General features: G+C 74.2%; 26 protein-coding genes. 4 read left to right on the top strand and 22 right to left on the bottom strand.

Annotation, left to right across the window (positions count from 1 at the left end; translation table 11 throughout):
• Positions 1 to 33: 33 nt before the first annotated feature.
• From AC3WT4_RS14145 to AC3WT4_RS14040, 22 genes are all read right to left on the bottom strand, one after another.
• Complete coding sequence (locus AC3WT4_RS14145) at positions 34 to 930, bottom strand: OmpA/MotB family protein (protein WP_492315732.1); 897 nt, start codon at positions 928 to 930, stop codon at positions 34 to 36.
• Positions 930 to 1,703 carry a motility protein A gene (locus AC3WT4_RS14140; RefSeq protein ID WP_074808651.1) on the bottom strand — a complete coding sequence of 258 codons (774 nt, stop codon included), beginning with the start codon at positions 1,701 to 1,703 and terminating at the stop codon, positions 930 to 932. Before AC3WT4_RS14140 ends, AC3WT4_RS14145 begins: the two co-directional genes overlap by 1 nt.
• A 3-nt stretch (positions 1,704 to 1,706) precedes the next feature.
• The gene (locus tag AC3WT4_RS14135; RefSeq protein ID WP_074808648.1) at positions 1,707 to 2,018 is read right to left on the bottom strand and encodes a flagellar FlbD family protein; all 312 of its coding nucleotides are present in this window, start codon (positions 2,016 to 2,018) and stop codon (positions 1,707 to 1,709) included.
• Between the two features lie 152 nt (positions 2,019 to 2,170).
• On the bottom strand, positions 2,171 to 3,352 hold the full coding sequence (locus AC3WT4_RS14130; protein WP_108049143.1) for a flagellar hook protein FlgE: 1,182 nt from the start codon (positions 3,350 to 3,352) through the stop codon (positions 2,171 to 2,173).
• Positions 3,353 to 3,367: 15 nt separating this feature from the next.
• Entirely contained in the window at positions 3,368 to 3,856 is a 489-nt protein-coding gene (locus tag AC3WT4_RS14125) for a flagellar hook capping FlgD N-terminal domain-containing protein (RefSeq protein ID WP_074808642.1), read from the bottom strand.
• A 13-nt stretch (positions 3,857 to 3,869) separates the two neighbouring features.
• Positions 3,870 to 5,366, bottom strand: a complete 1,497-nt coding sequence (locus AC3WT4_RS14120) for a flagellar hook-length control protein FliK (protein ID WP_492315731.1) — start codon at positions 5,364 to 5,366, stop codon at positions 3,870 to 3,872.
• Positions 5,367 to 5,377: 11 nt separating this feature from the next.
• Complete coding sequence (locus AC3WT4_RS14115) at positions 5,378 to 6,097, bottom strand: C40 family peptidase (protein WP_400111094.1); 720 nt, start codon at positions 6,095 to 6,097, stop codon at positions 5,378 to 5,380.
• Positions 6,098 to 6,099: 2 nt separating this feature from the next.
• Positions 6,100 to 6,534: a flagellar FliJ family protein gene (locus AC3WT4_RS14110; protein ID WP_257418832.1), complete on the bottom strand. Its 435-nt coding sequence runs from the start codon at positions 6,532 to 6,534 to the stop codon at positions 6,100 to 6,102.
• Entirely contained in the window at positions 6,534 to 7,817 is a 1,284-nt protein-coding gene (locus AC3WT4_RS14105; RefSeq protein ID WP_492315746.1) for a FliI/YscN family ATPase, read from the bottom strand. The genes AC3WT4_RS14110 and AC3WT4_RS14105 overlap by 1 nt, the downstream gene beginning before the upstream one ends.
• 95 nt (positions 7,818 to 7,912) lie before the next feature.
• Positions 7,913 to 8,551 (bottom strand): FliH/SctL family protein, encoded by a 639-nt coding sequence (locus AC3WT4_RS14100; RefSeq protein WP_143031180.1) that lies wholly within the window; start codon positions 8,549 to 8,551, stop codon positions 7,913 to 7,915.
• Positions 8,541 to 9,662: a flagellar motor switch protein FliG gene (fliG, locus tag AC3WT4_RS14095; protein ID WP_492315730.1), complete on the bottom strand. Its 1,122-nt coding sequence runs from the start codon at positions 9,660 to 9,662 to the stop codon at positions 8,541 to 8,543. Before fliG ends, AC3WT4_RS14100 begins: the two co-directional genes overlap by 11 nt.
• On the bottom strand, positions 9,659 to 11,287 hold the full coding sequence (gene fliF, locus AC3WT4_RS14090; RefSeq protein WP_492315729.1) for a flagellar basal-body MS-ring/collar protein FliF: 1,629 nt from the start codon (positions 11,285 to 11,287) through the stop codon (positions 9,659 to 9,661). The genes fliG and fliF overlap by 4 nt, the downstream gene beginning before the upstream one ends.
• 2 nt (positions 11,288 to 11,289) lie before the next feature.
• Entirely contained in the window at positions 11,290 to 11,619 is a 330-nt protein-coding gene (fliE, locus tag AC3WT4_RS14085; protein ID WP_492315728.1) for a flagellar hook-basal body complex protein FliE, read from the bottom strand.
• A 5-nt stretch (positions 11,620 to 11,624) separates the two neighbouring features.
• Complete coding sequence (locus AC3WT4_RS14080) at positions 11,625 to 12,017, bottom strand: flagellar basal body rod protein FlgC (protein WP_074808623.1); 393 nt, start codon at positions 12,015 to 12,017, stop codon at positions 11,625 to 11,627.
• Between the two features lies 1 nt (position 12,018).
• Positions 12,019 to 12,363, bottom strand: a complete 345-nt coding sequence (locus AC3WT4_RS14075) for a flagellar basal body rod protein FlgB (RefSeq protein ID WP_074808619.1) — start codon at positions 12,361 to 12,363, stop codon at positions 12,019 to 12,021.
• Positions 12,364 to 12,591: 228 nt separating this feature from the next.
• Entirely contained in the window at positions 12,592 to 12,894 is a 303-nt protein-coding gene (locus AC3WT4_RS14070; protein ID WP_108049154.1) for a hypothetical protein, read from the bottom strand.
• Positions 12,895 to 12,898: 4 nt separating this feature from the next.
• Positions 12,899 to 13,321: a flagellar export chaperone FliS gene (gene fliS / locus AC3WT4_RS14065; RefSeq protein WP_074808613.1), complete on the bottom strand. Its 423-nt coding sequence runs from the start codon at positions 13,319 to 13,321 to the stop codon at positions 12,899 to 12,901.
• 26 nt (positions 13,322 to 13,347) lie between these two features.
• Entirely contained in the window at positions 13,348 to 14,724 is a 1,377-nt protein-coding gene (gene fliD / locus AC3WT4_RS14060) for a flagellar filament capping protein FliD (RefSeq protein ID WP_492315727.1), read from the bottom strand.
• Positions 14,725 to 14,835: 111 nt separating this feature from the next.
• Entirely contained in the window at positions 14,836 to 15,690 is an 855-nt protein-coding gene (locus AC3WT4_RS14055; protein ID WP_400111017.1) for a flagellin N-terminal helical domain-containing protein, read from the bottom strand.
• A gap of 232 nt (positions 15,691 to 15,922) precedes the next feature.
• Positions 15,923 to 16,780 carry a flagellin N-terminal helical domain-containing protein gene (locus AC3WT4_RS14050; protein ID WP_400111019.1) on the bottom strand — a complete coding sequence of 286 codons (858 nt, stop codon included), beginning with the start codon at positions 16,778 to 16,780 and terminating at the stop codon, positions 15,923 to 15,925.
• A gap of 122 nt (positions 16,781 to 16,902) precedes the next feature.
• Entirely contained in the window at positions 16,903 to 17,766 is an 864-nt protein-coding gene (locus AC3WT4_RS14045; RefSeq protein ID WP_492315726.1) for a flagellin N-terminal helical domain-containing protein, read from the bottom strand.
• A 147-nt stretch (positions 17,767 to 17,913) separates the two neighbouring features.
• Positions 17,914 to 18,714 (bottom strand): sigma-70 family RNA polymerase sigma factor, encoded by an 801-nt coding sequence (locus tag AC3WT4_RS14040; protein WP_492315725.1) that lies wholly within the window; start codon positions 18,712 to 18,714, stop codon positions 17,914 to 17,916.
• Positions 18,715 to 18,920: 206 nt separating this feature from the next.
• Here AC3WT4_RS14040 and AC3WT4_RS14035 point away from each other — a divergent pair, with 206 nt between their 5' ends.
• Genes AC3WT4_RS14035 through fliW form a run of 4 tightly spaced genes read left to right on the top strand, consistent with a single transcriptional unit; the run spans position 18,921 to position 22,113 of the window.
• Positions 18,921 to 19,409 (top strand): flagellar protein FlgN, encoded by a 489-nt coding sequence (locus AC3WT4_RS14035; protein WP_021483253.1) that lies wholly within the window; start codon positions 18,921 to 18,923, stop codon positions 19,407 to 19,409.
• A 12-nt stretch (positions 19,410 to 19,421) separates the two neighbouring features.
• On the top strand, positions 19,422 to 20,843 hold the full coding sequence (gene flgK, locus AC3WT4_RS14030; protein ID WP_492315724.1) for a flagellar hook-associated protein FlgK: 1,422 nt from the start codon (positions 19,422 to 19,424) through the stop codon (positions 20,841 to 20,843).
• A gap of 29 nt (positions 20,844 to 20,872) precedes the next feature.
• The gene (gene flgL / locus AC3WT4_RS14025) at positions 20,873 to 21,748 is read left to right on the top strand and encodes a flagellar hook-associated protein FlgL (protein ID WP_257416467.1); all 876 of its coding nucleotides are present in this window, start codon (positions 20,873 to 20,875) and stop codon (positions 21,746 to 21,748) included.
• Positions 21,748 to 22,113, top strand: coding sequence for a flagellar assembly protein FliW (gene fliW / locus AC3WT4_RS14020; protein WP_074808602.1), 366 nt, complete (start codon positions 21,748 to 21,750; stop codon positions 22,111 to 22,113). The genes flgL and fliW overlap by 1 nt, the downstream gene beginning before the upstream one ends.
• The last annotated feature ends 48 nt before the right edge of the window (positions 22,114 to 22,161 follow it).

Genomic DNA, 22,161 nt, shown 5'->3' with positions numbered 1-22,161 from the left:
CTGCGCGACGGCGCGCAGGCTCGACGGGCCGCGTCACTCCCCCGGAGCGGCCGCCTCTCCCGCCGTCTCGGCGGCCCGCGCGAGAGCCCGCGCGTCCGCCTCCGCGGCCGGGACGTCCGCCGCGGTGAGCTGCCCCGCGAGCACCTGCGGGATGAGCGCGCGCACGGCCTCCGGCGCGGAGGAGAGCACCATGATGTCGACGCGCCGGTTCATCGCGAGCGCCTCGGGGCTCGTGCCCTCGGCGAGGGGCCGCGCCGAGCCGAAGCCCACCGCGGCGATCCGGTGCTCGGCCAGGCCGTCCTGCTCGACGAGGTGGCGCAGCACGGCCGTGGCGCGCGACGCCGAGAGCTCCCAGTTCGACGGGAAGACCGACGTCACGGTCGAGGTGTAGTCGGCGTTGCCCTCGATGCGGATCTCGTGCGCGGTCGGCGCGAGCGTCGGCCCCACGACGTCGAGCACCCCGCGCGCCTCCTGCGTGAGCTCCGCGCTCCCCGGCGAGAAGAACGTGTCCGCGGACACGAGCCGGACCGTGAGCCCGCGCTCGTCGATGTCGAACCGCACCGTGTCGGACCGCCCCTGCGCGGCGAGGTCCCGCGCCATCGTGTCGCGCAGCGCCGCGAGGTCCGACACCTCCTGGAGCGCGCGCTCGAGGTCGGTCTCGACGTCGACCGGCTCCTCCGCCGGGTTCTCGACGACCTCCTCGACGACCGCGGCGTCCTCCACGTTGCCGAAGCCCTCCGCGAGCGAGGACTTGAGCTCCTGGTACTTGCCCTGGTCGACCGAGCTGATGGCGAACAGGACGATGAACAGGCACATGAGGACGGTCACCATGTCCATGTACGACACCATCCAGCGGCCGGAGCCGCCCGTGTCGTGCCCGCCGCCGCCACCGCCCCCGCCGCCGTGGCCGCCCCTGCGTCGCCGCGCCATCAGGCGGCCTTGTCCTCGGGCAACGACCACTCGGGGACCATCGTCTTGAGCCGCTCGTCGATGACGCGGGCGCGCGAGCCCGCCTGGATCGACATGTAGCCCTCGAGGAGGACGTGGAGCCGCTCGAGCTCGAGGTCCGACAGGCGCTTGAGCTTGGCACCGATGGGCAGCCAGATGAAGTTCGCGGAGAGGATGCCCCACAGGGTCGCGATGAACGCCGCGGCGATCATGTGCCCGAGCTTCTCGGGCTCGGACAGGTTCTCCAGCACGTGGGTCAGCGAGACGACGGTGCCGACGATGCCGATCGTGGGGGCGTAGCCGCCGATCGCGTTGAAGAAGTCGTACGCGACGGCGTCCTCGCGGGCCTTGGTCTCGATCCGCTCCTCGAGGAGGGTGCGCAGCTGCTCGGCGTCCGAGCCGTCGGCGAGCGACTGCAGCGCGCTGCGCTGAAACGGGTCGTCCGTCTTCTGGGACTCCGCCTCGAGGGCGAGCAGACCGCCCTCGTTCTGGACGATCTCCGCGGCCCGGACGACCTCCTCGATGGCCTCGGCGGGACGGGGCGCCTTGCCGGTGAACGCGCGCGGCAGCGTCTTGAAGGCCCGGACCGAGTCCTTGAGCGTCCCCGACGCGACGGCGGCGAAGATGCTCGCCCCGAAGACCAGGATGATCGGTGCCGGGAGCAGGATCGACGTGATCTGCGACCCCTCGAGGTACACCATCGCGACGAGCGAGCCGAACGCGACGAGGATGCCGATGATGGTTGCGGGGTCCATGGCCTACTTCGTCCTCGGGTCGGGCAGGGGGGCGAGGGCGACCGGGCGGTCGCCGGGGGCGGGGGCGTCGTCGGGTGCGGACCGGACGACCTCGAGCGGGGCGCGCTCGACGGCGGTGGGCAGGGAGCGCGCGAGCGCGAGCACGCGCGCCTTGTGCTCCTCGACGAGGCGGATCACGACCTCCATGGGCTCGGTGACGATGTAGCGCGAGCCGTCGATGAGCGTCACGCGCGTGTCCGGGTTGGTCTCCACGCGGGCCACCAGGTCCGCGTTGATCGCGATGCGCTCGGAGCTGAAGCGCGTGAGGACGATCACGGTTCCCCCTTCGGCTGGGACGGGTCCGGGTCAGGTGCGGACGGGATCGGGACGGAGGTGCGGGACACGAGGCGGGACGGCGCGACGCGGTGCCGGTGCCGGTGCGGTGCCTCCCGGTCGGCCCGGGGGGCACCGCACCGCCCGCGCCCGGGTCAGCGCTTGAGGTTGACGAGCTCGGTGAGCACCTCGTCGGACGTCGTGATCACGCGCGAGTTCGCCTGGAACCCGCGCTGGGACACGATGAGGTTGGTGAACTCCTGCGAGAGGTCGACGTTCGACATCTCGAGGGCGCCCGCCGTGATCGAGCCGAGGCCCGGGTCGCCGGCGGCACCGACGAGCAGCTCGCCCGAGTACTGCGTCGCGGAGAAGAGCGAGTCGCCCGCCTTCTCGAGCCCGCCGGCGTTGGTGAACGTCGCGAGCGCGACCTGACCGAGGACCTCGGTCCGGCCGTTCGAGTAGCGGCCGACGATCGAGCCGTCGCCGGAGATCGAGTACGACGTGAGCGACCCGGCGGCCCCGCCGTCCTTGCTCGCCACGGCGACGTTCGACAGCCCCGCGTACGAGGTGAGCGCGTCGAGACCGACCGTCACCCCGCCGACGGCGAGGGACCCGCCACCAGTCAGGGCACCCCCCGTGAACGTGAGGGCCTGCGGGCCCGCGAGCGTGGCGCCGGTCGCGCCGTCGCGGGCGCTCACGGACCAGCCGCCGGCGGCGGCCGTGAAGACGAGCGAGAGCTTGCTCGCCCGGCCAGCCGCGTCGAAGACCTCGACGTCGCGCACGAGCTCCGTGCCGTCGGCGGCGTCGGAGGGCAGGTTGCCCCCGAACGTCACGCCCGTGGTCGCGCGGGGCGGGATGACGTCCCCGACGGGGATCGTGAGGTTCCCCAGCGGGCTGCTCGTGTTCACCACGCCGTCGGTGGCGGTCCAGCCCTGGACGAGGTCGCCGCTCGCGTTGACGAGGCGGCCGGCGCCGTCGAACGTGAACCCGCCGTTGCGCGTGTAGTACGCCTGGCCGCCCCGCTCGACGACGAAGAACCCGTCGCCGTCGATCATGAGGTCGGTCGGGACGCCCGTGGTCTGGGCGGCGCCCTGCGTGAACTGCGTCGTGATGGCCGCCGTCGTGACGCCGAGGCCGATCTGCGCGGGGTTCGCGCCGCCGACCTGCTGGTCCGGCGCGACGCCCGCCGCGACGAGCTGGGAGAGCGTGTCCTGGAACTGGGTGCGCGACGCCTTGAAGCCCGTCGTGTTGACGTTCGCGATGTTGTTGCCCGTGACGTCCAGCATGTTCTGGTGGGCGCGCAGGCCGGAGATTCCGGTGTTGAGGGAGCGGAGCACGAGAGTCCTTTCGGGTCAGGCGGCGGAGCTGCCGTGGTCGTCGGTGGCGCCGTCCGTGGCTGCCGGGGTCCCGGTGGCATCCGTGCTGACCGAGGAGGTGACGGCGGAGACGTGGTCGAGCTCGACCGTCACCCCGCCGATCGTCACGGTGGGTACCGCGTCGTGGTACGACACCGCGGTCGCGATGCCCGTGTGCTCGACGCCGTCGGCGTCGAGGTAGGAGACCTGGTTGCCCAGGAGGTCGGCGGCCGACTGGCGCATCTGGAGCGCGAACGACTCCTCGACGAGACCGCTCATCCGGGTGAGCGCCTCCATCATGGCGAGCGACGTCGTCTGCGAGACGATCTCGCCGGTGTCCATGGAGCTGGACGGGTCCTGGTTGCGCAGCTGGGTCACGAGCAGCTCGAGGAAGAGCTCGCTGTCGTACTCCTGCTTGGGCGCGCGCGTGTTCTTCGTGGCATACATCGATGCCGGCACCGGCGCGCTCACGGGTTCGACGGGCACGGGGTTCCTCTCCTCAGACGAGGACGTCGAGGCGCCGGGCGGCGCCGTACGTCCTGCCGATCACTGTCGGCTCGGTCTCGGGCTCGGTGGCCCCTCGGTGCGGGCGGGCCGGTGCGCGGTCGTGCGCGCCGGGTTCCTGCGGGTCGCGGCGCGCGCCGGAGCCGTCCGCGGTGGCACCGCGGCCGTCCCGGCCGTCCCGACCGTCCACGGTCGCGCCGGGTGCTCCCGCGTCCGCGACGGTGACCGACGACGCCCCGCCCGCGATGCCCGCGAGGTCGCGCCGCAGCTCGGCCACGATCGCGCGCAGCGCCTCGCGGCCGGTGTCGTGCGGCGCGTAGAGCTCGATGCGCAGGTCACCGCCCGCGACGTGCGCACGGACCGTCACGGGCCCGAGGTTCTCGGGCGTCACGGAGAGGGTGAGCACGTGGTCGCCGTCGCCCGCCTCGGCGAGCGCGACGACGGGCCCGGCGACCTGGGCGTGCAGCGGCTGCGCCGGGTGCGAGGCCGCCGCCGGGGCGGTGACCGCGGGCGCGCCCGCGGCGGTCGGCGCGGCGGGGGCCGGGACGGGAGCGGTGACGAGGAGCTCCGCCGCGGCCCGGGGTGCGGCGTCCGGCGCCGGGGCCGCGCCCTCCACGCCGGTCGAGGTCGGTGCCGCCGCGCCGTCCGCCTCCACCGGCGCGGGCGCGCCGACGACGTCCGTCCCCCCGAGAGCGACGGGCGCACCCGGCGTGGTGGCCCCCGGCACGGGACCCGGCGCGGCGCTCGTGGCAGACCCTGCCCCCGGCCCGGCGGTCGACAGGGGTCCGGCCGTCCCGAGGGCCTCCCCCTCACCACCGCTCACCTGCGTCGCGACGGGCACGGTCACCGGGCTCGGCGCGTCGGCGGGCGCCGTCGCGACGGACGACCACGGCGTACCGGTCGGCGTCGCCACCTCGCCCGTACCCGCCGCCGGGACCGCGCCCGGTGCGCCCGGTCCGTCGGTCGCGGCCGGGGCGGACGCGGTCCCGTCCGGGACGGCCACCGCGTCGGCCGTCGACGCGCCACGGGTCGGGGCGTGCGTGTCGCCGACCTCGACGACCGCGGCATCCGGGGCCGCGGCAGACGCCGCGCCGTCCGCCGCCGCTGCGCCGGTGAGCGCGACGTCGAGCCCGGTGGGCGGCACGTCGGGACGTACCAGGCCCGGGAGACCCGGTGGCACGGGCTGCCCGGCGGGTGCGTCGTCCCCGGCGGCGGTGCCCTCCGCCGGGACGTCGTCGCCCGAGGTCCCGGTGGTCGGGCTCTCGGCGGTAGAGGTCCCGGGGGTGGGGGTGCCGTCGTCTGGCGCCCGGTCGGCAGGGCTGCCCCCGGGAGCGTCCGCCCGGGCGGGCTCCTGCCGGTCGCGGGCCGCTTCGCCGAGCGCCGCGTCGAAGGTGCGGCCGAACGCGTCGGCCGACGCTCCGGACGCGGCCCGGGGACGCGTCGGCGCGGCCGGCGCGGGAGCCGCGACCAGGGCCGTCGTGGTCAGGGTCATCGTGGTCCTCCTCAGCCGATCACGCGGCGGATGGTGGTCACGGAGGCGTCGGTGACGTCCGTGACCTCGACGGTGCGGCCGGGCTTGGGCGCGTGGATCATCTGCCCGTCGCCGACGTAGATGCCGATGTGCTTGCCACCGCGCTGCACCACGAGGTCCCCGGGGCGCGCCTCGGCGAGCGAGCCGACCTCGGTCCCCTGGCGCATCTGGTCGCGTGCGACGCGCGGGAGGTCGACGCCGTGCGCGGAGAACACGAGCTGGACGAGGCCCGAGCAGTCGAGGCCGCCCTCGCCGAGGCTCTCGCCGCCCCACACGTACGGCACGCCGAGGTACTGGCGGGCCGTCTCGACGACCGCCCGTCCCGCGTCGCCGCCCGGCACGGTCGCGGGGTCGGCGGGGGCTGCAGGAACCGCGGGAGCCGCGGGCACGACGGCGGCCGCGAGCCCCGTGGAGGCGCTCGTCGCCGCTCCCGACCCGAAGAGCGCGCTGCGCGCGAGCGCGTCGGTGCCCGTCGGCCCGGACAGCGCGCCGAGCAGGCGTCCGACGACGTCCGACCCGCCCGTTCCCGCCGCGCCCGACGGCGTCGCGAGCCCGGACAGCGCCGCGAGCGCGGACGCGAAGTCGGTCGCGCTCGTCGACGAGGCCGCGGACCGGTCGGGCGCGGTCGCGGGTTCCCGCAGCGAGGCGATCTCGGTACGGATCTCGCCCACGCGGGCGAGGGCCTGGGGCATGCTCACGGCGTCGTCGTCCCTCGCGTCGTGCGCAGCGCGGTCGAGGCGATCTCGTCGAGCGCGGCCTGGTCGGCACGCCCCTCCGCCCGGGCCGTCTCGGCGTCGTGCCGCTCCTCGAGCTTCTCGAGACCCAGCGAGGCGGCGCGGGCGCGCGCGAGCTCGGCGCGCGCCTCGTCCACGGCGTGCGCGCGCACGCGCTCCTCGGACTCGAGCACGGAGAACAGCGCGCTCGCCGCGGCGCGCGAGGCCGCGAGCCCGGACAGCGCCGCGCTCGTCGTCGGGCGCTCGGGCGACGCGTCGAGGTAGGCGGCGAGACCGCCCGCCTCCTCCACGGTGCGCGCGAGGTCGGCGTGCGCTCCCGCGAGCGCCGCCTTGGCGCCGTCCTCCTCGAGGCGACGCAGGCGTAGCACGCCCGCGAGCCGGAACTTCCCCGCCATCAGTCCTCCCCTCCGGCCAGCACCTGGGTGAGCCGCGTGAGGCGCGCCCACGACTCCTCGGCCGGCGTCCTGTCCGTCATGACCTGCTGCAGGAAGGCGTCGATCGCCCCCTGGTGCTCGAGGCTCGCGTCGACGAGGGGGTCGGTGCCCTTCTTGTACGCCCCGATGTCGAGGATGTCCTGCGCCTTGCGGCGCGCCGCGAGGACCCGGCGCAGCGTCAGGGCGACGGACCTCTGCTCGGGCGTCGTCACGCGCGACGCGACGCGCGAGACCGACGCGAGCGCGTCGACCGCCGGGTAGTGCCCCGACACGGCGATGGACCGGTCGAGCACCACGTGCCCGTCGAGGATCGAGCGCGCCTGGTCGGCGATCGGCTCGTTGTGGTCGTCGCCGTCGACCAGGACGGTGTAGATCCCGGTGACGGAGCCCGTCGCCGCGGTGCCCGCCCGCTCGAGCAGGTTCCCCATGAGGGAGAACGTCGACGGCGGGTAGCCGCGCGTCGCGGGGGGCTCCCCCACGGACAGCCCGATCTCGCGCTGGGCCATGGACACGCGCGTGAGGGAGTCCATCATGAGCACGACGTGCGACCCGGCCTCCCGGAACGACTCGGCGATCCGGGTGGCCGTGAACGCGGCGCGCTTGCGCATCATCGCGGGCTCGTCGGAGGTCGCGACGACGACGACCGACCGGGCCAGCCCCTCGGGGCCGAGGTCGTCCTCGAGGAACTCGCGCACCTCGCGCCCGCGCTCGCCGACGAGCGCGATGACCGACACCTCGGCGTCGGTCCCGCGAGCGACCATCGACAGCAGCGAGGACTTGCCGACGCCCGAGCCGGCGAACAGCCCGATGCGCTGCCCTCGGCCGAGCGTGGTGAGCGTGTCGAGGACCCGCACCCCGGTCTGGAGCGGCATGTCGATGCGGGCCCGCTCCATGGCGGCGGGCGCGTCCGCGTCCACGGGCACGCGGGGCCCGCGCGCGAGCGGGCCCCGCCCGTCCACGGGCCGGCCCAGCGCGTCGACCACGCGGCCGAACAGCCCGCGCCCGGTCGGCACGAGGACGCCGGTGCCGCGCGTGCGCACCGGGTCGCCCGCGCGGACCCCGGACAGCCGGCCGAGCGGCATGCAGCGCGCCCTCCCCTCGGCGGTGGCGACGACCTCCGCGTCGAGCCGGTGCGGCCCGTCGCCGACGTGGACGAGGTCGCCGATGCCGCAGCGCAGTCCCGCGACCTCGAGGCTCAGGCCGACGGCCGACGTCACGACGCCGACCCGCTCGGGGCGGGCCACGCCGAGGAGGGCGTCGAGCGCCGGAGGGCGGTGGAGCGATGGCGACGCGTCAACCCCCGCCCGGGTGCCCGGCGCGGCCGAGCCGACGGGGGCGCTCACGACGACGCTCCGGACGCGCCGTGCCCCGCCTCGGGCCCGACGTCGAGCAGCGCGAGCTCGGCCCGCGCGCGGTCGACGGCGGCCCGGACGCGCGCGTCGAGGAAGCCGTGCTCGAGGTCCGCGACGGCGTCGCCGCGGTCGAGCGACGCGTCCGCCACGAGGCGGACGTCGCCGGCCCCGGCCTCGGTCAGCAGGCTCACGTCGTCGGGGTGCAGCCGGACGGCGACGACCGCCCCGTCGGCGACGGCCGTCGCGCGCGCGAGGGCCGCGCGGGCGGCCCCCGTCCGGTCCGTGAGCTCGTACCCGAGGACCGACTCCGCGAGGTCGAGCGCGCCCCGGACCGTGGCGTCCTGCGCCGCGGCGACGACGGGGACCGTCCGCTCGCCGAGGGCCCGGGCCGCCTCGCGCAGGACGGCGACCGCGCGCGCGGTGCGCTCGTCGCGCTCGGCGGTGCGGCGCGCGTGGTCCGCCTCGAGCGCGGCGCGCAGTCGCTCCGCCTCCTCGCGGGCCGCGCGGGCCCCGGCCGCGTAGCCGGCGGCGTACCCGCGAGCCGACGCCGCCGCCTCGACCTCCGCGACCCGGTCGCTGCGCAGGACCGGCACGGCCTGCGGCACGAAGTAGGCGTCAGTAGACAAGCTCGTCCCCGTCCGTGCGGTGGATCGTGATCTTCTCGTCGGCCTCGAGGTTGCGGACGACGCGGACGATCTCCGCGCGGGCCTCCTCGACCTGGCTGATGCGCACCCCGCCCAGGCCCGCGACCTCCTCCTCCAGCAGCGCCCGGTTGCGCTCGGAGATGTTCTTCGTGATCGTCTCGACGACCTTGGCGGTCGTGCCCTTCATGGCGAGCGCGAGCACCGACATCTCGACGCCGCGCAGGATGATCTGCACGTCGCGCGCCTCGAACGAGGCGATGTCCTCGAACGTCAGCATGCGCGAGCGCACCTCCTCGGCGAGCTGCGGGTCCCGGGCCTCGAGCCCTTCGAGGACCGCCTTCTCGGTGGCGCCGTCGGAGCGGTTGATGATGTCGACGAGCGGCTGGACGCCGCCGAGGATCTCGACCGGCTGACGCGGGGTGATGCTCGCGCCCATGCGGGTGCGGAACTGCTCCGACACGAGCTTCACCGCGTCGGGCGACGCGGTGCCCATGGTCGCGAGCGCCTGCGCGACGTCGGTGCGGTAGTCGTCGGCCAGCTTGGCGAGCACCGCGGACGCGACGCCCGAGCTGAGGTGCGCGAGGACGAGCGCGACGGTCTGCGGGTGCTCGCCGTCGAGCAGGGACACGATCTGCCCCGGCTCGGTCCCGTCGAGGTACTCGAAGGCCTTGCCCTGCATGCTCGCGACGAGGCGCTCGACGACGTCGGCCGCCCGGTCGGCGCCCATCGACGCCTCGAGCAGCCCGACGGCGAAGTCCTTGCCCCCGCGCGGGCGCGGGGTGCCGGACAGCGCCATGTCGTAGAACTCGTCGAGGGCCGCGACGGCCAGGTCCTCGTCCACCACCTGGGTGCGCATGATCTCCGCGGCGACCTCGGAGGCCTCGTCCTCGGAGAGCAGCGACAGGACCGTCGCCGCCCGCTCCTGGCTCAGCTGCATGAGCACCAGGGCGACCTTCTGCACCCCGCTCATCGCGGCGACCTTCCGCGCGGCCTCGGTCGCGAGCGCCGCGGCGGCGGGGTCGAGGGCGGCCGCCAGGCCGGCGGCGCCGGTGCCCACAGGCGCCGTCTCGGGCGGTGCCGTCGTGACGCTCATCGCTGCGCCCCCGCCCGGTCCTCGGCGAGCAGCACCCGCAGGTACTCGGCCGTCTTGTCGGGGTCGGTCGCCGCGAGCGCGTCGATCTCGGCCCGACGCTGGTCGAGGCTCGTGAACCGCGGCGTCGGCGGCTGGATCTCCGGCCGCTCGGGCACGGGCTCGAGCTCGCCCTGACCGCCGCCCGACGGGAGCGCCGGGCGGTCGTCGTCGCGGTCGAGCTCGTGCAGGGTCGTCATCCGGAGGTCGTCCAGGTCGACCGTCTCGCGCCGCTCGCGGCGACGACGGGCGCGCCGCACGGCCACGAGCACGATCACCAGGGCGATGAGCACCCCCGCGACGACCGCCGCGGTGCGCAGCATCTGGGCCTGGCTCTCGGCCGCGGCCGCCTCCTCCGCCGCGGCGAGCGCGGCCTGCGCCGACTCGGCGGCGCCCGTGTCGAACGGCAGCACCGCGACCTCGACGGTGTCCCCGCGCTCGGCGTCGATGCCGGCGGCGGCGGAGACCATCGCGGTGATCGCGGCCGTGTCCATGCCCCGGGCCACCTCGGCGTCGAGCGCGACCGACACGGCCTGCCGGGTCAGCGCGCCGGCGGGCGTCGTCGTGGTCTCGGTGACCTTGTCGATCGCGTTGTTGCGCGTGGCGTCCTCGGACGTGTAGCTGCTGTCCGCGCCGGCGCCGCCCGGGACGGCGATGTTGTCCGGCCCCAGCACCCCGGCGACGCCGCCGCCCGCGCCCGTGTACTCCTCGGTCGTGGTGGACTCGTTGAGGACGGGCCCGCCCTCCGGCGTGCGGAACGTCTCCTCGAGACGCTCGGAGCTCGCGACGTCCATCTGCGCGGTCACCGCGACGGTCGAGTTCCCGGCACCCACGACGCGGTCGAGCATCGCCTGCACCTGCCCGGACACCTTCTCCTCGTACTGCCCGGCCTGCTCGCCCGACGACCGTGCGCCGACGCCGACCTCGGACAGCACCTCTCCCTGCGCGTCGACGACCGCGACGTCGGTGGGGGCCATGCCGTCGATCGACGCCGAGACGAGGTGGACCATCGCCTCGACCTGCTCGGTCGTGAGCTTCTGGCCCCGGGCGGGAGCGACGAAGACCGACGCGGTCGGGGTGCCCTGCTCCGCCGCGAAGACCGTCTCCTCGGGGATCGCGAGCTGGACGGTCGCCGTCTCGACGCCGTCCATCGCGGAGAGGGTCCGCGCGAGCTCGCCCTCGAGCGCGCGCTTGTACGTCACGTCCTGCTGGAACTCGCTCGACGTGACGCCCATCTCGTCGAGCAGCGAGTAGCCGCCCGTCGACTCGTCGGCGGGCAGGCCGGCGGTGGCGGCCGCGAGCCGCTGCTCGTAGACCTTCTCCTCGGGCACGAGCACCGTGCCGCCGCCGTCGGTCAGCTCGTAGGGCACGCCCTGCGAGCGAAGCTGGTCGACGATCGCGGCGGCGTCCGCGCTCGACATGCCGGAGAACAGGGGCGTGTAGGAGGGGCGCGACGCCCACGACACGAGCGCGACGATCGCGACCACGAGGATCGCGAGGGCGAGCAGCGCGAGCGTGCGCTGGGCGATGGTGAAGTCGCGGACGGCGCCGAACGCGCGGCCGAACGTCGACCTGATCTTCTCGGGCATCGTCAGGCCTGCATCCTCATGATCTCGTTGAACGCGTCGACCGCCTTGTTGCGCACGGCGGCGACGAGCTCGAGGGTCGTCTGGGCACGGGTGGAGGCGATCGTCGCCTCGTGGACGTTCTCGAGCTCGCCCGTCACGGCGGCGATCGTCAGCTCGTTCGCAGCACCCTGGAGCTGCTGCGTGCCGTCGACCACGCCGCCGAGCACCTCGGCGAAGGCGCTCGCGCCCGCGGCGCCGGTCGACCCGGCCCCGGCGGGGGCGAGGGTGGAGAGGCTCTCGACGCCGGAGAGGTACCCGGTGCCGGTCGTGGCCTCGACGGAGGGGATGGGCATGAGGATCACTTCCCGATCTGGAGTGCTGCTTCGTAGGCCGTCTTCGCGCGGTCGATCACGGCGGCGTTCGCCTGGTAGCCGCGCTGGGCGAGGATGAGGCTCCCCATCTGCTCGGACATGTCGATGTCCGGGTAGCGCACGTAGCCGTCCTCGTCCGCGAGCGGGTGGTCCGGCTCGTACGTGAGCCGCCCCTCCGCGCTCCCCCACGCCGCGCCCGCGACGTACGCGCCCGGGTTCTTCTCGCCGCCCTCGGTGGCGAGGACGTACCGGGCCTGGAACGCCGCGTCGTCGGTCGACGTGACGGTGTTGACGTTGGCGAGGTTGTCGGAGACCGCGTCGAGCCACTTGCGGTGCAGGGAGAGACCCGTGCCGGCGATGCCGAGAGCGTCGAAGGTCATGTCAGGCCGTCCGCATCGCCGCGCGCAGGGCGGCGGCCTCGCCGCCGACGGCCTGGGTCGCGAACTGGTAGCGCAGGACGGTGTCGACGTTCGAGACGGTCTCGGTGTCGAGGTTGACGTTCGAGCCGTCGAGCCGGGTCGGCTCGACCGAGCGGTCGACGGTGAAGGCGGTGCGCCGTGCGTCGCCGTCGGCGACGGAGGCCGCCAGCGCCTCCTCGAACTGCACCCGCTTCGCGGTGTAGCCCGGGGTGTTGATGTTGGCGACGTTCTCGGCGATGGCGCCCTGGCGGGCGGACAGCCCGTTCAGCGCGCTCTGGAGCGCTACGGAGGTGACGGAGTCGAACATGGTCGCGAGGTCCCCACGTCGTCGGTGTCGGCCGTCCGATGGCCTGCGGGGGGAGCGGTCCGTGCTCACCCTGAGCTGCCGACGACCGTGGGGCCGCCGCGCGTCGTGCCCGCGCCGCGAGGGCGCGTGCTGCGCAAGTGGTCGTGTGCTCACCCGACCCCTATGCAGGGTCGCGTCGCGTGAGCCGCACGTGCCCGGGAGCGCCGCCGGGCCGGGGTGTCGCGAGGGTCAGGCGCTCACGTCGAGGTACGCCGCCGCGGTCGAGTCGTGCGCGCGCGGCACGCACGTCAGGGCACGGGAGTGCCGCCGGTTCGCCACGAGGGCGGCGTGCAGGCGGTCCACCACGTCGGCCTGGCGGACCAGCACCTCGAGCGCGCGGTCCACGAGCTCGGCCGGGAGCCGCCCCAGCCCGGTCGGAGGCGTCCACGCGGCCAGGTGGGCGACGGCCGTCTCACCGGCGTGCTCGCCGGCGACCGACGCCATCGCGTCGAGCTCGTCGAGGGCACGGGTCCAGGCCGTGAGCGCGCCCACGCGGTCAGGCGACACCGGTCGCACCGCCGCCGTGCGCCGCGGCGCTCCCGTGCCCGGCGGGCAGCACCTCCGCGGCCTGGCGCCACGTCTCCTGGAGCGGCACGACGATCTCGAGGACCTCGTGCGTGCGCCCGATGTCGCGGTGGACGTTCGCGGCGACCAGCGCCTCGTGCACGTAGACGTAGAGGGCCATGAGGTCGTCGGCGCCGTCCCAGACCGTCGTGTCGAGCGAGCCCATGAGCTCGGCCACGATCGCCTGGGCGTGCAGGAGCTGCTCGGACGCGGCGGTCCACCGCTCCTCGCCCTGCGCGGCCTCGGCCCGGCGCAGGTCGAGGACGAGCCGGTCGTAGAGCAGGGTCAGCAGGCGCGCGGGGGACGCGGTGAGGATGGCGTCGCGCCCGTAGGCGCTCCGGGCGAGGTGGGTCACGGCGGTTCCTTCGCGGGAGGTGCGGCTCAGCGCTTCGAGGACGAGGAGGGCATGAGGGTCGCGAGCTGGCCCGTCAGCCACTGCTGCTGCGAGTCGAGCTTGGCGAGCTGGACCTCCATGACGGTGTACTGCGCGGTGAGGCGCTTGAAGCGCTGCTCGAGCCGCTGGTCCCACCGGGCGATCTGGTCGTCCAGGCGGGTGACCTGGGTCTCGCGGTTCTTCACGGACGTCGTCAGGAGGCCGTCGTACTTGTCGGACAGCATGTCGGCGGTCTTCTGGACCCGCGTCGCGACCTGCGTGAACGTGCTCATCGTCCGGTCGGGGTCGGCGGCGAGGGCCTCCGAGAGCTTCTCGGCGTCGAAGGTGATCTCGCCGTAGCGCGTGATCTCGATGCCGATCGACGACAACGACGTCCCGTCCACCGGGTCCGTGACGGCGCCGAGCAGCGACTGGCGGGCGTTGCGCACGATGGACTCGCCGGCGAGCGTCGCGCCGGAGGTCGAGCCGTCGGACCCGATGGTCACCTTGGTCTGCGTCCCGATGCGCGCGAGGATCGCGCTCACGGCGTCGACGAGGCTCCGGACCTTGTTCGCGCGCGCCTCGGGGTCCTCGCCGACGGTGACGGTCACGGGGTCGGCGGACGCCTTCGAGACGGTGACGTCGACGCCGGGCAGGAGGTCGGTGAACGTGGTCGACGCCGAGGTGACGGTCTGCTCGGCGGCGGTGCCGGCCCAGAGCCGCACCACGGAGTCGGCGGCCGCCGTGACGGTGGCCGCGCCGGGAGCCGCGAGCAGGTTCGTCGCGGTGCCGGCGTCCACCTCGGCGGCGGTCCCGGCGTGGAACGAGAACGCGCCCGACGCACCCGTCGCCGTGCCCGTGAGCTGGAGGCGGTAGAGCTTCTCCCCCGTCGCGGCGTCGGTGCCCGCGGCGACCTTGACCGCGGTGACGCCCGCGTCGGCACGGTTGATCGCCGTGACGACGTCGTCGAGCGACGTGGAGGCCGCGGTCAGCTCGGTGTGCTCGCCCTTGGCGTCCGTGAGGGTGAAGCGGGTGGTGGGAGCCGTCGAGAGGGTCGCGGTGACCGACTTCTGCGCCGTCGCGACGGCGTCGACGACGACGTCGACGCTCCCGGGCGAGGCGCCCGCGCGGGCGGCGACCGAGACCGCGTCGGACGACCCCTTCGCGGTGAAGAGCGCGAGCGCGTCGCCGGCGGTGAGCTCCTTGGCGAGCTTCGCGAGCGCGGCGACGCGCGTGTTGAGGTCCTGGAGCGCGCTGATCTCGGAGCGCTCGGTCTTGGCCTTGGCCTGGAGCTGCTGCTGCGGGATCGACTCGACGGCGATGAGCTGCTTGACGAGGTCTGCGGTGTTGAGACCGCTCGACAGCCCGGTGAAGGAGATGCCCACGCGGATCACCTCCGGGTGCGGGACGTGAGGCTTGCTGGGGACGAGGGAGGAAGAGGACCCGGCGGACGGCGCGGAGGGCGGTCCAGGCCGCCCGCCGGGTGGTCGTCAGGGTCAGCCGAGGAGCTGGAGCACTCCGGAGCTGGCCTGGTTCGCCTGGGCGAGCATCGCGGTGCCGGCCTGGGACAGGATGTTGGTGCGCGAGTAGTTCATCATCTCCTTGGCCATGTCGACGTCGCGGATGCGCGACTCCGCGGAGGTGAGGTTCTCCGTGGCGACGTTGATGTTGGAGATCGCGTACTCGAGGCGGTTCTGCGTCGCACCCAGGCCCGAGCGAGCCGTGGACACGGCCTTGAGCGCGGTGTCGATCGTCTCGATCGCGGCCTGCGCGTTCGCCGCCGTGTTCACCGTGAGGGAGCTGCCGCCCGCGGTGTTGTACACGCCCGCCTCGATGACCGTCTGGAGGTCGTTGGTGGTGAGGTCGATCGTGATGGTGTTGCCGTCGCCGGTGCCCTCGGCGCCGACCTGGACCGTGAGGTCCGTCGCGGTCGACTTGAGCAGGTCGATCCCGTTGAAGTTCGTCGAGTCGACGATCCGGTCGAGCTCGTCCGCGAGCTCGTCGAGCTCCGACTTGATGGCGGTGCGCGCGTCGGCGTTGTTGGTGTCGTTCACGGCCTGCACCGACAGGTCACGCATGCGCTGCAGGATCGACTGCGCCTCGCCGAGCGCACCTTCCGCCGTCTGCACGACGCTGATGCCGTCCTGCGCGTTGCGCGCCGCGACGCTGTAACCGTTCACCTGGGCCTTGAGACCCTCGGCGATCGACAGACCCGCGGCGTCGTCCGCCGCACGGTTGATCCGCAGACCCGACGACAGCTTCTCCAGCGACTTGCTCTGGCTGTTCTGGGTGCTCGTGAGGTTCCGGTACGTGTTGAGTGCCGAGACGTTCGTGTTGACGCTGAAGCCCATGATGAGTCCTCCGTGAGACGGGCGAGTGGATGATCCCCCAGCCCATCCATGGGCCGGTCACCGAGCACTCTCGGCACCCACCGCCACGTCGTGGGGGACGACTTTCGACGAGCTTCTCCCGCCCGGTGGGGGTGCCCGCGGTGCGCACAGCACGACGGCGCCGCACCGGGTGCTCCGGTGCGACGCCGTCGGTGGGGACGGCCGCGCGGGACCGGCCGCGCGGCCGTCAGGGTCAGCCGAGGAGCTGGAGCACTCCGGAGCTGGCCTGGTTCGCCTGGGCGAGCATCGCGGTGCCGGCCTGGGACAGGATGTTGGTGCGCGAGTAGTTCATCATCTCCTTGGCCATGTCGACGTCGCGGATGCGCGACTCCGCGGAGGTGAGGTTCTCCGTGGCGACGTTGATGTTGGAGATCGCGTACTCGAGGCGGTTCTGCGTCGCACCCAGGCCCGAGCGAGCCGTGGACACGGCCTTGAGCGCGGTGTCGATCGTCTCGATCGCCGCCTGCGCACCGGCGGCGGTCGCGACGTTGAGCGACGTCCCGCCGTTGGTGCCGTCGTAGACGCCGGCCTCGATGATGTCCTGCAGGTTGTTGGTGGTGAGGTCGATGGAGATGGTGTTGCCACCGCCCGCGCCCTCGGCGCCGACCTGGACCGTGAGGTCCGTCGCGGTCGACTTGAGCAGGTCGATCCCGTTGAAGTTCGTCGAGTCGACGATCCGGTCGAGCTCGTCCGCGAGCTCGCCCAGCTCCGAGCTGATGGCGGTGCGCGCGTCGGCGTTGTTGGTGTCGTTCACGGCCTGCACCGACAGGTCACGCATGCGCTGCAGGATCGACTGCGCCTCGCCGAGCGCACCTTCCGCCGTCTGCACGACGCTGATGCCGTCCTGCGCGTTGCGCGCCGCGACGCTGTAACCGTTCACCTGGGCCTTGAGACCCTCGGCGATCGACAGACCCGCGGCGTCGTCCGCCGCACGGTTGATCCGCAGACCCGACGACAGCTTCTCCAGCGACTTGCTCTGGCTGTTCTGGGTGCTCGTGAGGTTCCGGTACGTGTTGAGTGCCGAGACGTTCGTGTTGACGCTGAAGCCCATGATGAGTCCTCCGTGAGACGGGCGAGTGGATGATCCCCCAGCCCATCCGTGGGCCGGTCACCGAGCACTCTCGGCACCCGGGGGTGCATCGTGGTCAGTGATCTACGTCACATCGCGTCGCTTCAGCCGAGGAGCTGCAGCACCGACGACGGCGCCTGGTTCGCCTGCGCGAGCATGGCCGTCCCCGCCTGCGCGAGGACGTTCAGCCGGGCGCCGTCGCGCAGCTCCTGGGCGAGGTCGGCGTCCCGGATCCGCGACTCCGCGGCGCGCAGGTTCTCCCCCGTGCTGCCCGCGAGGCGCGCCGCGTGGTCGAGCCGGTTGATCGTGGCGCCCATGCGCGAGCGCTCCTCCGAGACGCGCGAGATCGCGCGGTCGATCGCCTCGACGGCCGCGCGCGAGGTGAGGTGCGCGAGGTCCGGGTAGCCCGCGCCGGTCAGGCTCACCCGCAGGTCGCCGTCGCCCGCGACGAGCGCCGACGACACCGCCCAGGTCACGCGCGGGAGCTGCACGGAGATCGTCGAGGCGGCGTCGCCGTCGGCCCCGACCTGGAACGTCACCGTGGGCTCGCTCGCGAGGAGGAGCTGGTCCCCGTACGCGGACTCGTTGTGGGTCCGGCTCACCTCGCGCGCGAGCGCCCCCAGCTCCTCCTCGAGCGCGGCGCGCGCGTCCGGCCCGTTGGTGTCGTTCGCCGCCTGGAGCGCGAGCTCCCGCATGCGCTGGAGCATGCTCTGGATGCCGCCGAGCGCGCCGTCCGCCGTCTCCAGCATCGCGACCGCGTCCGCCGCGTTGCGCTGCGCGACGGCGCTGCCGTTCGCCTGGGCGCGCAGCCCCTCGGCCGTCGTCAGCCCCGCCGAGTCGTCGGCGGCACCGGTGATCCGCAGCCCGGACGCGAGGCGCTCCGCCGACGCGCCCTGCTCGCGCTGCGTCGCCGCGAGCCGGCGGTACGTCGTCGTCGCCGCCACGTTCGTCATGATCGAGAGACCCATGCGTGCGCTCCTGTCCCGCGCGGCCCGGGCGGGCCGGCTCGTCCGGTTCCGGCCCGTCACCACGACCGGCCTCCTCCTGGGGACTGTCGGTCGCCACGGCCCGACCGTGGCCGACCGCGGTCGACGTGGCAGACGTCGTCGCGCGCGTCAGGACGCCGCGGGCACCGACCACGCGGACCGCTGGGTGGCTCCGCCCGCGACGCGCTCGCCGAGCTCGGCGAGGTAGTCGCGGCGGCGCGCCGTGAGCGGCACGGCCGGGCCCTTGGCCTCCCGCGCCGAGTAGTGGGCCTCCAGCCCCTCGCGGAGCAGGCGGACCGCCTCGATGCGCGCGTGCGAGACCGTCGAGTGGCTGATCCCCAGCTCGGCGGCGAGCTCGCCGACGCTGCGTCCCACGAAGTAGACCTGCTCGACGACGTGCCGCAGCTGGTCCGGAAGCGCCGCCACCGCCTCGCGCACCACGTGCCGCTCCTCGACGGACAGGACCTCCTCCTCCGGGGTCGGCGCCTCGAGCGCGACGTGGTCGTAGGTCGAGTCCTCCATCGCCACGACGGACCGCCCCGCGTCGTCCCGGGCCGAGCGCACCTCGGCGACCGCGACGCCCATGGCCTCCGCGACCTGAGCGTCGGTCGGCTCGCGGCCGAGGGACGCCGTGAGCGACGCCGTGACCGACGTCAGCTCCTTGATCCGCCGGCGCGCCGAGCGCGGGGCCCAGTCCTGCGAGCGCAGCTCGTCGGCCAGCGCCCCGATGATGCGGCGCCGCGCGTACGCGCCGAACGGCACGCCGCGGGCCGGGTCGAAGCTCGTGGCCGCCGTGGTGAGCGCGACGGCGCCGACCGACGCGAGGTCCTCGCGCGAGAGGTGGTCGGCCCGCGCGCACAGGTCGGAGACGAGGAAGCCGACGAGGGCAAGGTTGTCGACGACGAGAGCGTTGCGCTCGGAGAGGTTCACGCCGAAGCACCTTTCTGCTGGGGCGGGCCCGGTACGGCACCGGGAGACGCGGGTGAGGCGCGCGGCGGCGACCGCGTCCTGACCTCTCCCATGCAGCGGGCCCGGGGATCAGTCGCCACATGCGCACCGCGCGTGCCGACAGTGGGTCTCGAGCGGGCCCTGCCCGCCGCCCCGACCGACCACCGCGCACACAAGGGAGAGCCACGTTGGGCCCTCAGGAGCTGTCGACCCTGCTGTGGCGAGAGCGCGAGCTGCTCGAGATGCTGCTGTTCAAGCTCGAGGAGGAGCAGCTGCTCCTCACCGCCGGCCGCACCCGCTGGCTCGCCCACGCGAACCGCGAGGTCGAGACCGTCATGGAGAAGGTGCGCGAGGCGACCCTCGTGCGCACGGTCGCGTCCGAGACCGTGGCGGCGGAGTGGGGCCTGGCGCCCGACGCCACGCTGCGGGAGATCGCCGCGGCCGCCCCCGCCGCCGGGCCCTGGCGCGAGATCTTCGAGGGCCACCTCACGGGCCTCACGGAGCTGACGGTGCGGATCAAGACCGTCCGCGACACGAACACCCAGTTCGTCAACCACGCGTCGCGCTCCACGCAGGAGACGCTCGCGACGCTCGGCGGCGAGCCCCGCACCTACGACGCGACCGGCGCCACCACGGACCGGTCCGACGTCGCCCGCCTGTTCGACACGGTGCTGTAAGGAGCCCCTCCCATGAGCTCGTTCTCCATCCTCAACACGGCCTTCCGGGGCCTGAGCGCCGCCCAGGCAGGCATCGACGTCACCGGTCAGAACGTGGCCAACGTCAACACGCCGGGCTACACGCGCCAGCGCGTGCAGCAGTCGGCGACGGCCCCGCTCACCGAGATGGGCCTGGGGCGGCTCGCGCAGTCCGCGCGGTCCGGCCAGGGCGTGACGATCGACGGCGTCGCCCGTCTCGGGAACCTCTTCCTGGAGTCGCGCGTGCGCCAGACGGCGTCCGCCGACGGGTACGCGGGCGTGCGCGCCGCCGCGTTCACGGCCGTCGAGGACATCCACGGCGAGCCCTCGGACACCGGGCTGTCCGCCGCGCTGCAGTCGTTCTGGGGCGCCTGGCAGGACGCCGCGAACTCACCGGGCAAGGACGCCCAGGCCTGGGTCGTGGTCGAGGAGGCCGGCGCCGTCGTCGACCGGATCGTCGACGGCCGGGCCCGCGTGGAGACCGCGTGGGGCCAGGCCCGGACGAGCGCCGGGGCGCTCGTGGCCGAGATCAACACGGTCGCGGACAAGATCGCCGCGCTCAACACGCGCATCCTCGACGCCTCCGGCCAGAACGGCTCCGCCAACGAGCTCGTCGACCAGCGCAACCAGCTCGCCGCCGACCTGGCGCGCCTCGCGGGCGCCCAGACGAGCACGAACCCCGACGGCACCGTCAACGTGCTCCTGGGCGGGAACCTCCTCGTCGACGGCAACCACGTGAACGAGGTCCGGCTCGTCGGGGCCTCGACGCTCGACGGCGCGGCCGCCGACGCGGTGCGGCTCGAGTGGTCGCACCGTCCGGGTGCGGCCGTCGGGCTCGAGGGCGGCGAGCTCGCGGGGCACCTGTCGGCGCTCGCGCCGGTGTCCTCCGGCGGGGTCTACGCCCAGGCCGCGGCGGGCTACGACGCGCTCGCGTCGGCGCTCGTCACGCAGGTCAACGCGCTGCACACGACGGGCCTGACGCCGTCGGGCACCCCGGGCGGCGCGTTCTTCGCGATCGAGCCGGGCAGGTCCGCGGGCGCCGGCCTGCGGGTCGCGGTCACCGCGCCCGGCCAGGTCGCGACCGCCGCCGTCGGCGCGGGCAGCCTCGACGGGTCGGTCGCCGACCGCATCGCCGCGCTCGGCAGCGCCGCCGGCGGGCCCGACGCGGTGTGGTCGACGCACGTCACGCAGCTCGCCGTGAAGTCGAGCTCGGCCGGCTACGACGCGAAGCTCGCGACCACGGCGTCCACGGCGGCGTTCAGCGACCTGCTCTCGCACTCCGCGGTCTCCCTCGACGAGGAGACCGTGAACCTCATGCAGTACCAGCACGCCTACCAGGGCGCGGCCCGCGTGCTCACCGCCGTCGACGAGATGCTCGACCAGCTCATCAACCGCACCGGCCGCGTCGGGCTGTAGCCCGCGACCAGGTCCGCAAGGGGAGAACCGTGCGCATCACCAACCAGATGCAGGCCTCGTACGTCACGAGGAGCCTGCAGTCCAACCTCGCGAGGATCGCCGAGCTCCAGGAGCAGGGCACCTCGGGGCGCAAGATCACGCGCGCCTCGAGCGACCCGTCGTCCGCGGCGGACGCCCTCGCGATCCGTGGCCGCCTCGCGGCCGAGCAGCAGTACGACCGGAACATCGCGAACGGCGAGGGCTGGCTCGCGACGCTCGACTCGACGCTCGGCACCGTGACCGACATCGTCCAGCGCGTGCGCGACCTCGTCCTCCAGGGCGCGTCGGACACGACGTCGGCGGAGGGCCGGGAGGCCGTCGCCGCAGAGCTCGTGGAGCTGCGCGACGAGCTGCTGCGCCAGTCGAACTCCACGTACCTCGGGCGCACCGTCTTCGCCGGGACCTCGGACGAGGGCGTCGCCTTCCGCGACGACTACTCGTTCACGGGCGGCGGCGGAGCACCCGTCGAGCGTCGCATCGGCGTCGACTCGACGGTCCGTGTCGACGCGGACGGCGCGGCCGTCTTCGGCACCGGGTCCGGCTCCGTGTTCGCGCTGCTGGACTCCGTGGCGGCCGACCTGCGGGCCGGCAACGGGAGCGGGGGGCACCTCGCCGCCGTCGACGCGCGGCTCGACGCGGTGCTCACCCAGCACACGACGGTCGGTGCCCGGCAGAACCAGCTCGAGCGCGCCGCCGACACCAACCTCGGCAACCGCACCTCGCTCGAGACGCGCCGCGGCGCGATCGAGGACGCCGACCTCGCCGAGCTCGCGATCGACCTGCAGCTCAAGCAGGTCGCCTACCAGGCGACCCTGAGCATCGGCGCCTCCCTCCTGCAGCCCTCACTCCTGGACTACCTCCGCTGATGACCACGCTCACCTTCGTGACCCCGCCCCCCGGCCTCGCGGCCCGCCGGTTCGAGCTGCTCACCGAGCAGGGCGACGGCGTCTACACGCTGTCCGCGCTCGACACGCCCGGCGTCGAGATGCTCGTCCTCGACCCCGGCCGCTGGGTGCCCGGGTACTCCCCCGCGATCCCGTCGTCCGACCTCGCGCGCATCGGCGCCGAGGAGACCGACCCGCTCGTGCTCGTGGTCGCGAGCGTGCGCGCCGGCGGCGTGCACGCGAACCTCCTGGCGCCCGTGCTCGTGCACCCCGAGACGGGCGCCGCGGTCCAGTCCGTGCTCGAGGGGCAGGGGCTCGACCTGCGGCGGACCCTCGTCACGGCCTGACCTCGCGGAGGGCCTGTCCCCACCCCGACCACAGCCACCCCGGCGCCG

The sequence above is a fragment of the Cellulosimicrobium sp. EB106-03-01-XG111 genome, assembly GCF_058792115.1.
This window is presented reverse-complemented; position numbering and strand designations above follow the sequence as displayed.

Excerpts from the sequence above, each read along its gene's own strand:
- fliE (WP_492315728.1), bottom strand. The coding sequence starts at position 11,619 with ATGCCCATCCCCTCCGTCGAGGCCACGACCGGCACCGGGTACCTCTCC.
- fliG (WP_492315730.1), bottom strand. The coding sequence starts at position 9,662 with ATGAGCGTCACGACGGCACCGCCCGAGACGGCGCCTGTGGGCACCGGC.
- AC3WT4_RS14080 (WP_074808623.1), bottom strand. The coding sequence starts at position 12,017 with ATGACCTTCGACGCTCTCGGCATCGCCGGCACGGGTCTCTCCCTGCAC.
- fliW (WP_074808602.1), top strand. The coding sequence starts at position 21,748 with ATGACCACGCTCACCTTCGTGACCCCGCCCCCCGGCCTCGCGGCCCGC.
- AC3WT4_RS14115 (WP_400111094.1), bottom strand. The coding sequence starts at position 6,097 with ATGCCCCAGGCCCTCGCCCGCGTGGGCGAGATCCGTACCGAGATCGCC.
- fliF (WP_492315729.1), bottom strand. The coding sequence starts at position 11,287 with ATGCCCGAGAAGATCAGGTCGACGTTCGGCCGCGCGTTCGGCGCCGTC.
- AC3WT4_RS14050 (WP_400111019.1), bottom strand. The coding sequence starts at position 16,780 with ATGGGCTTCAGCGTCAACACGAACGTCTCGGCACTCAACACGTACCGG.
- AC3WT4_RS14110 (WP_257418832.1), bottom strand. The coding sequence starts at position 6,534 with ATGGCGGGGAAGTTCCGGCTCGCGGGCGTGCTACGCCTGCGTCGCCTC.
- AC3WT4_RS14140 (WP_074808651.1), bottom strand. The coding sequence starts at position 1,703 with ATGGACCCCGCAACCATCATCGGCATCCTCGTCGCGTTCGGCTCGCTC.
- AC3WT4_RS14145 (WP_492315732.1), bottom strand. The coding sequence starts at position 930 with ATGGCGCGGCGACGCAGGGGCGGCCACGGCGGCGGGGGCGGTGGCGGC.
- AC3WT4_RS14075 (WP_074808619.1), bottom strand. The coding sequence starts at position 12,363 with ATGTTCGACTCCGTCACCTCCGTAGCGCTCCAGAGCGCGCTGAACGGG.
- AC3WT4_RS14120 (WP_492315731.1), bottom strand. The coding sequence starts at position 5,366 with ATGACCCTGACCACGACGGCCCTGGTCGCGGCTCCCGCGCCGGCCGCG.
- AC3WT4_RS14045 (WP_492315726.1), bottom strand. The coding sequence starts at position 17,766 with ATGGGTCTCTCGATCATGACGAACGTGGCGGCGACGACGACGTACCGC.
- AC3WT4_RS14055 (WP_400111017.1), bottom strand. The coding sequence starts at position 15,690 with ATGGGCTTCAGCGTCAACACGAACGTCTCGGCACTCAACACGTACCGG.
- flgK (WP_492315724.1), top strand. The coding sequence starts at position 19,422 with ATGAGCTCGTTCTCCATCCTCAACACGGCCTTCCGGGGCCTGAGCGCC.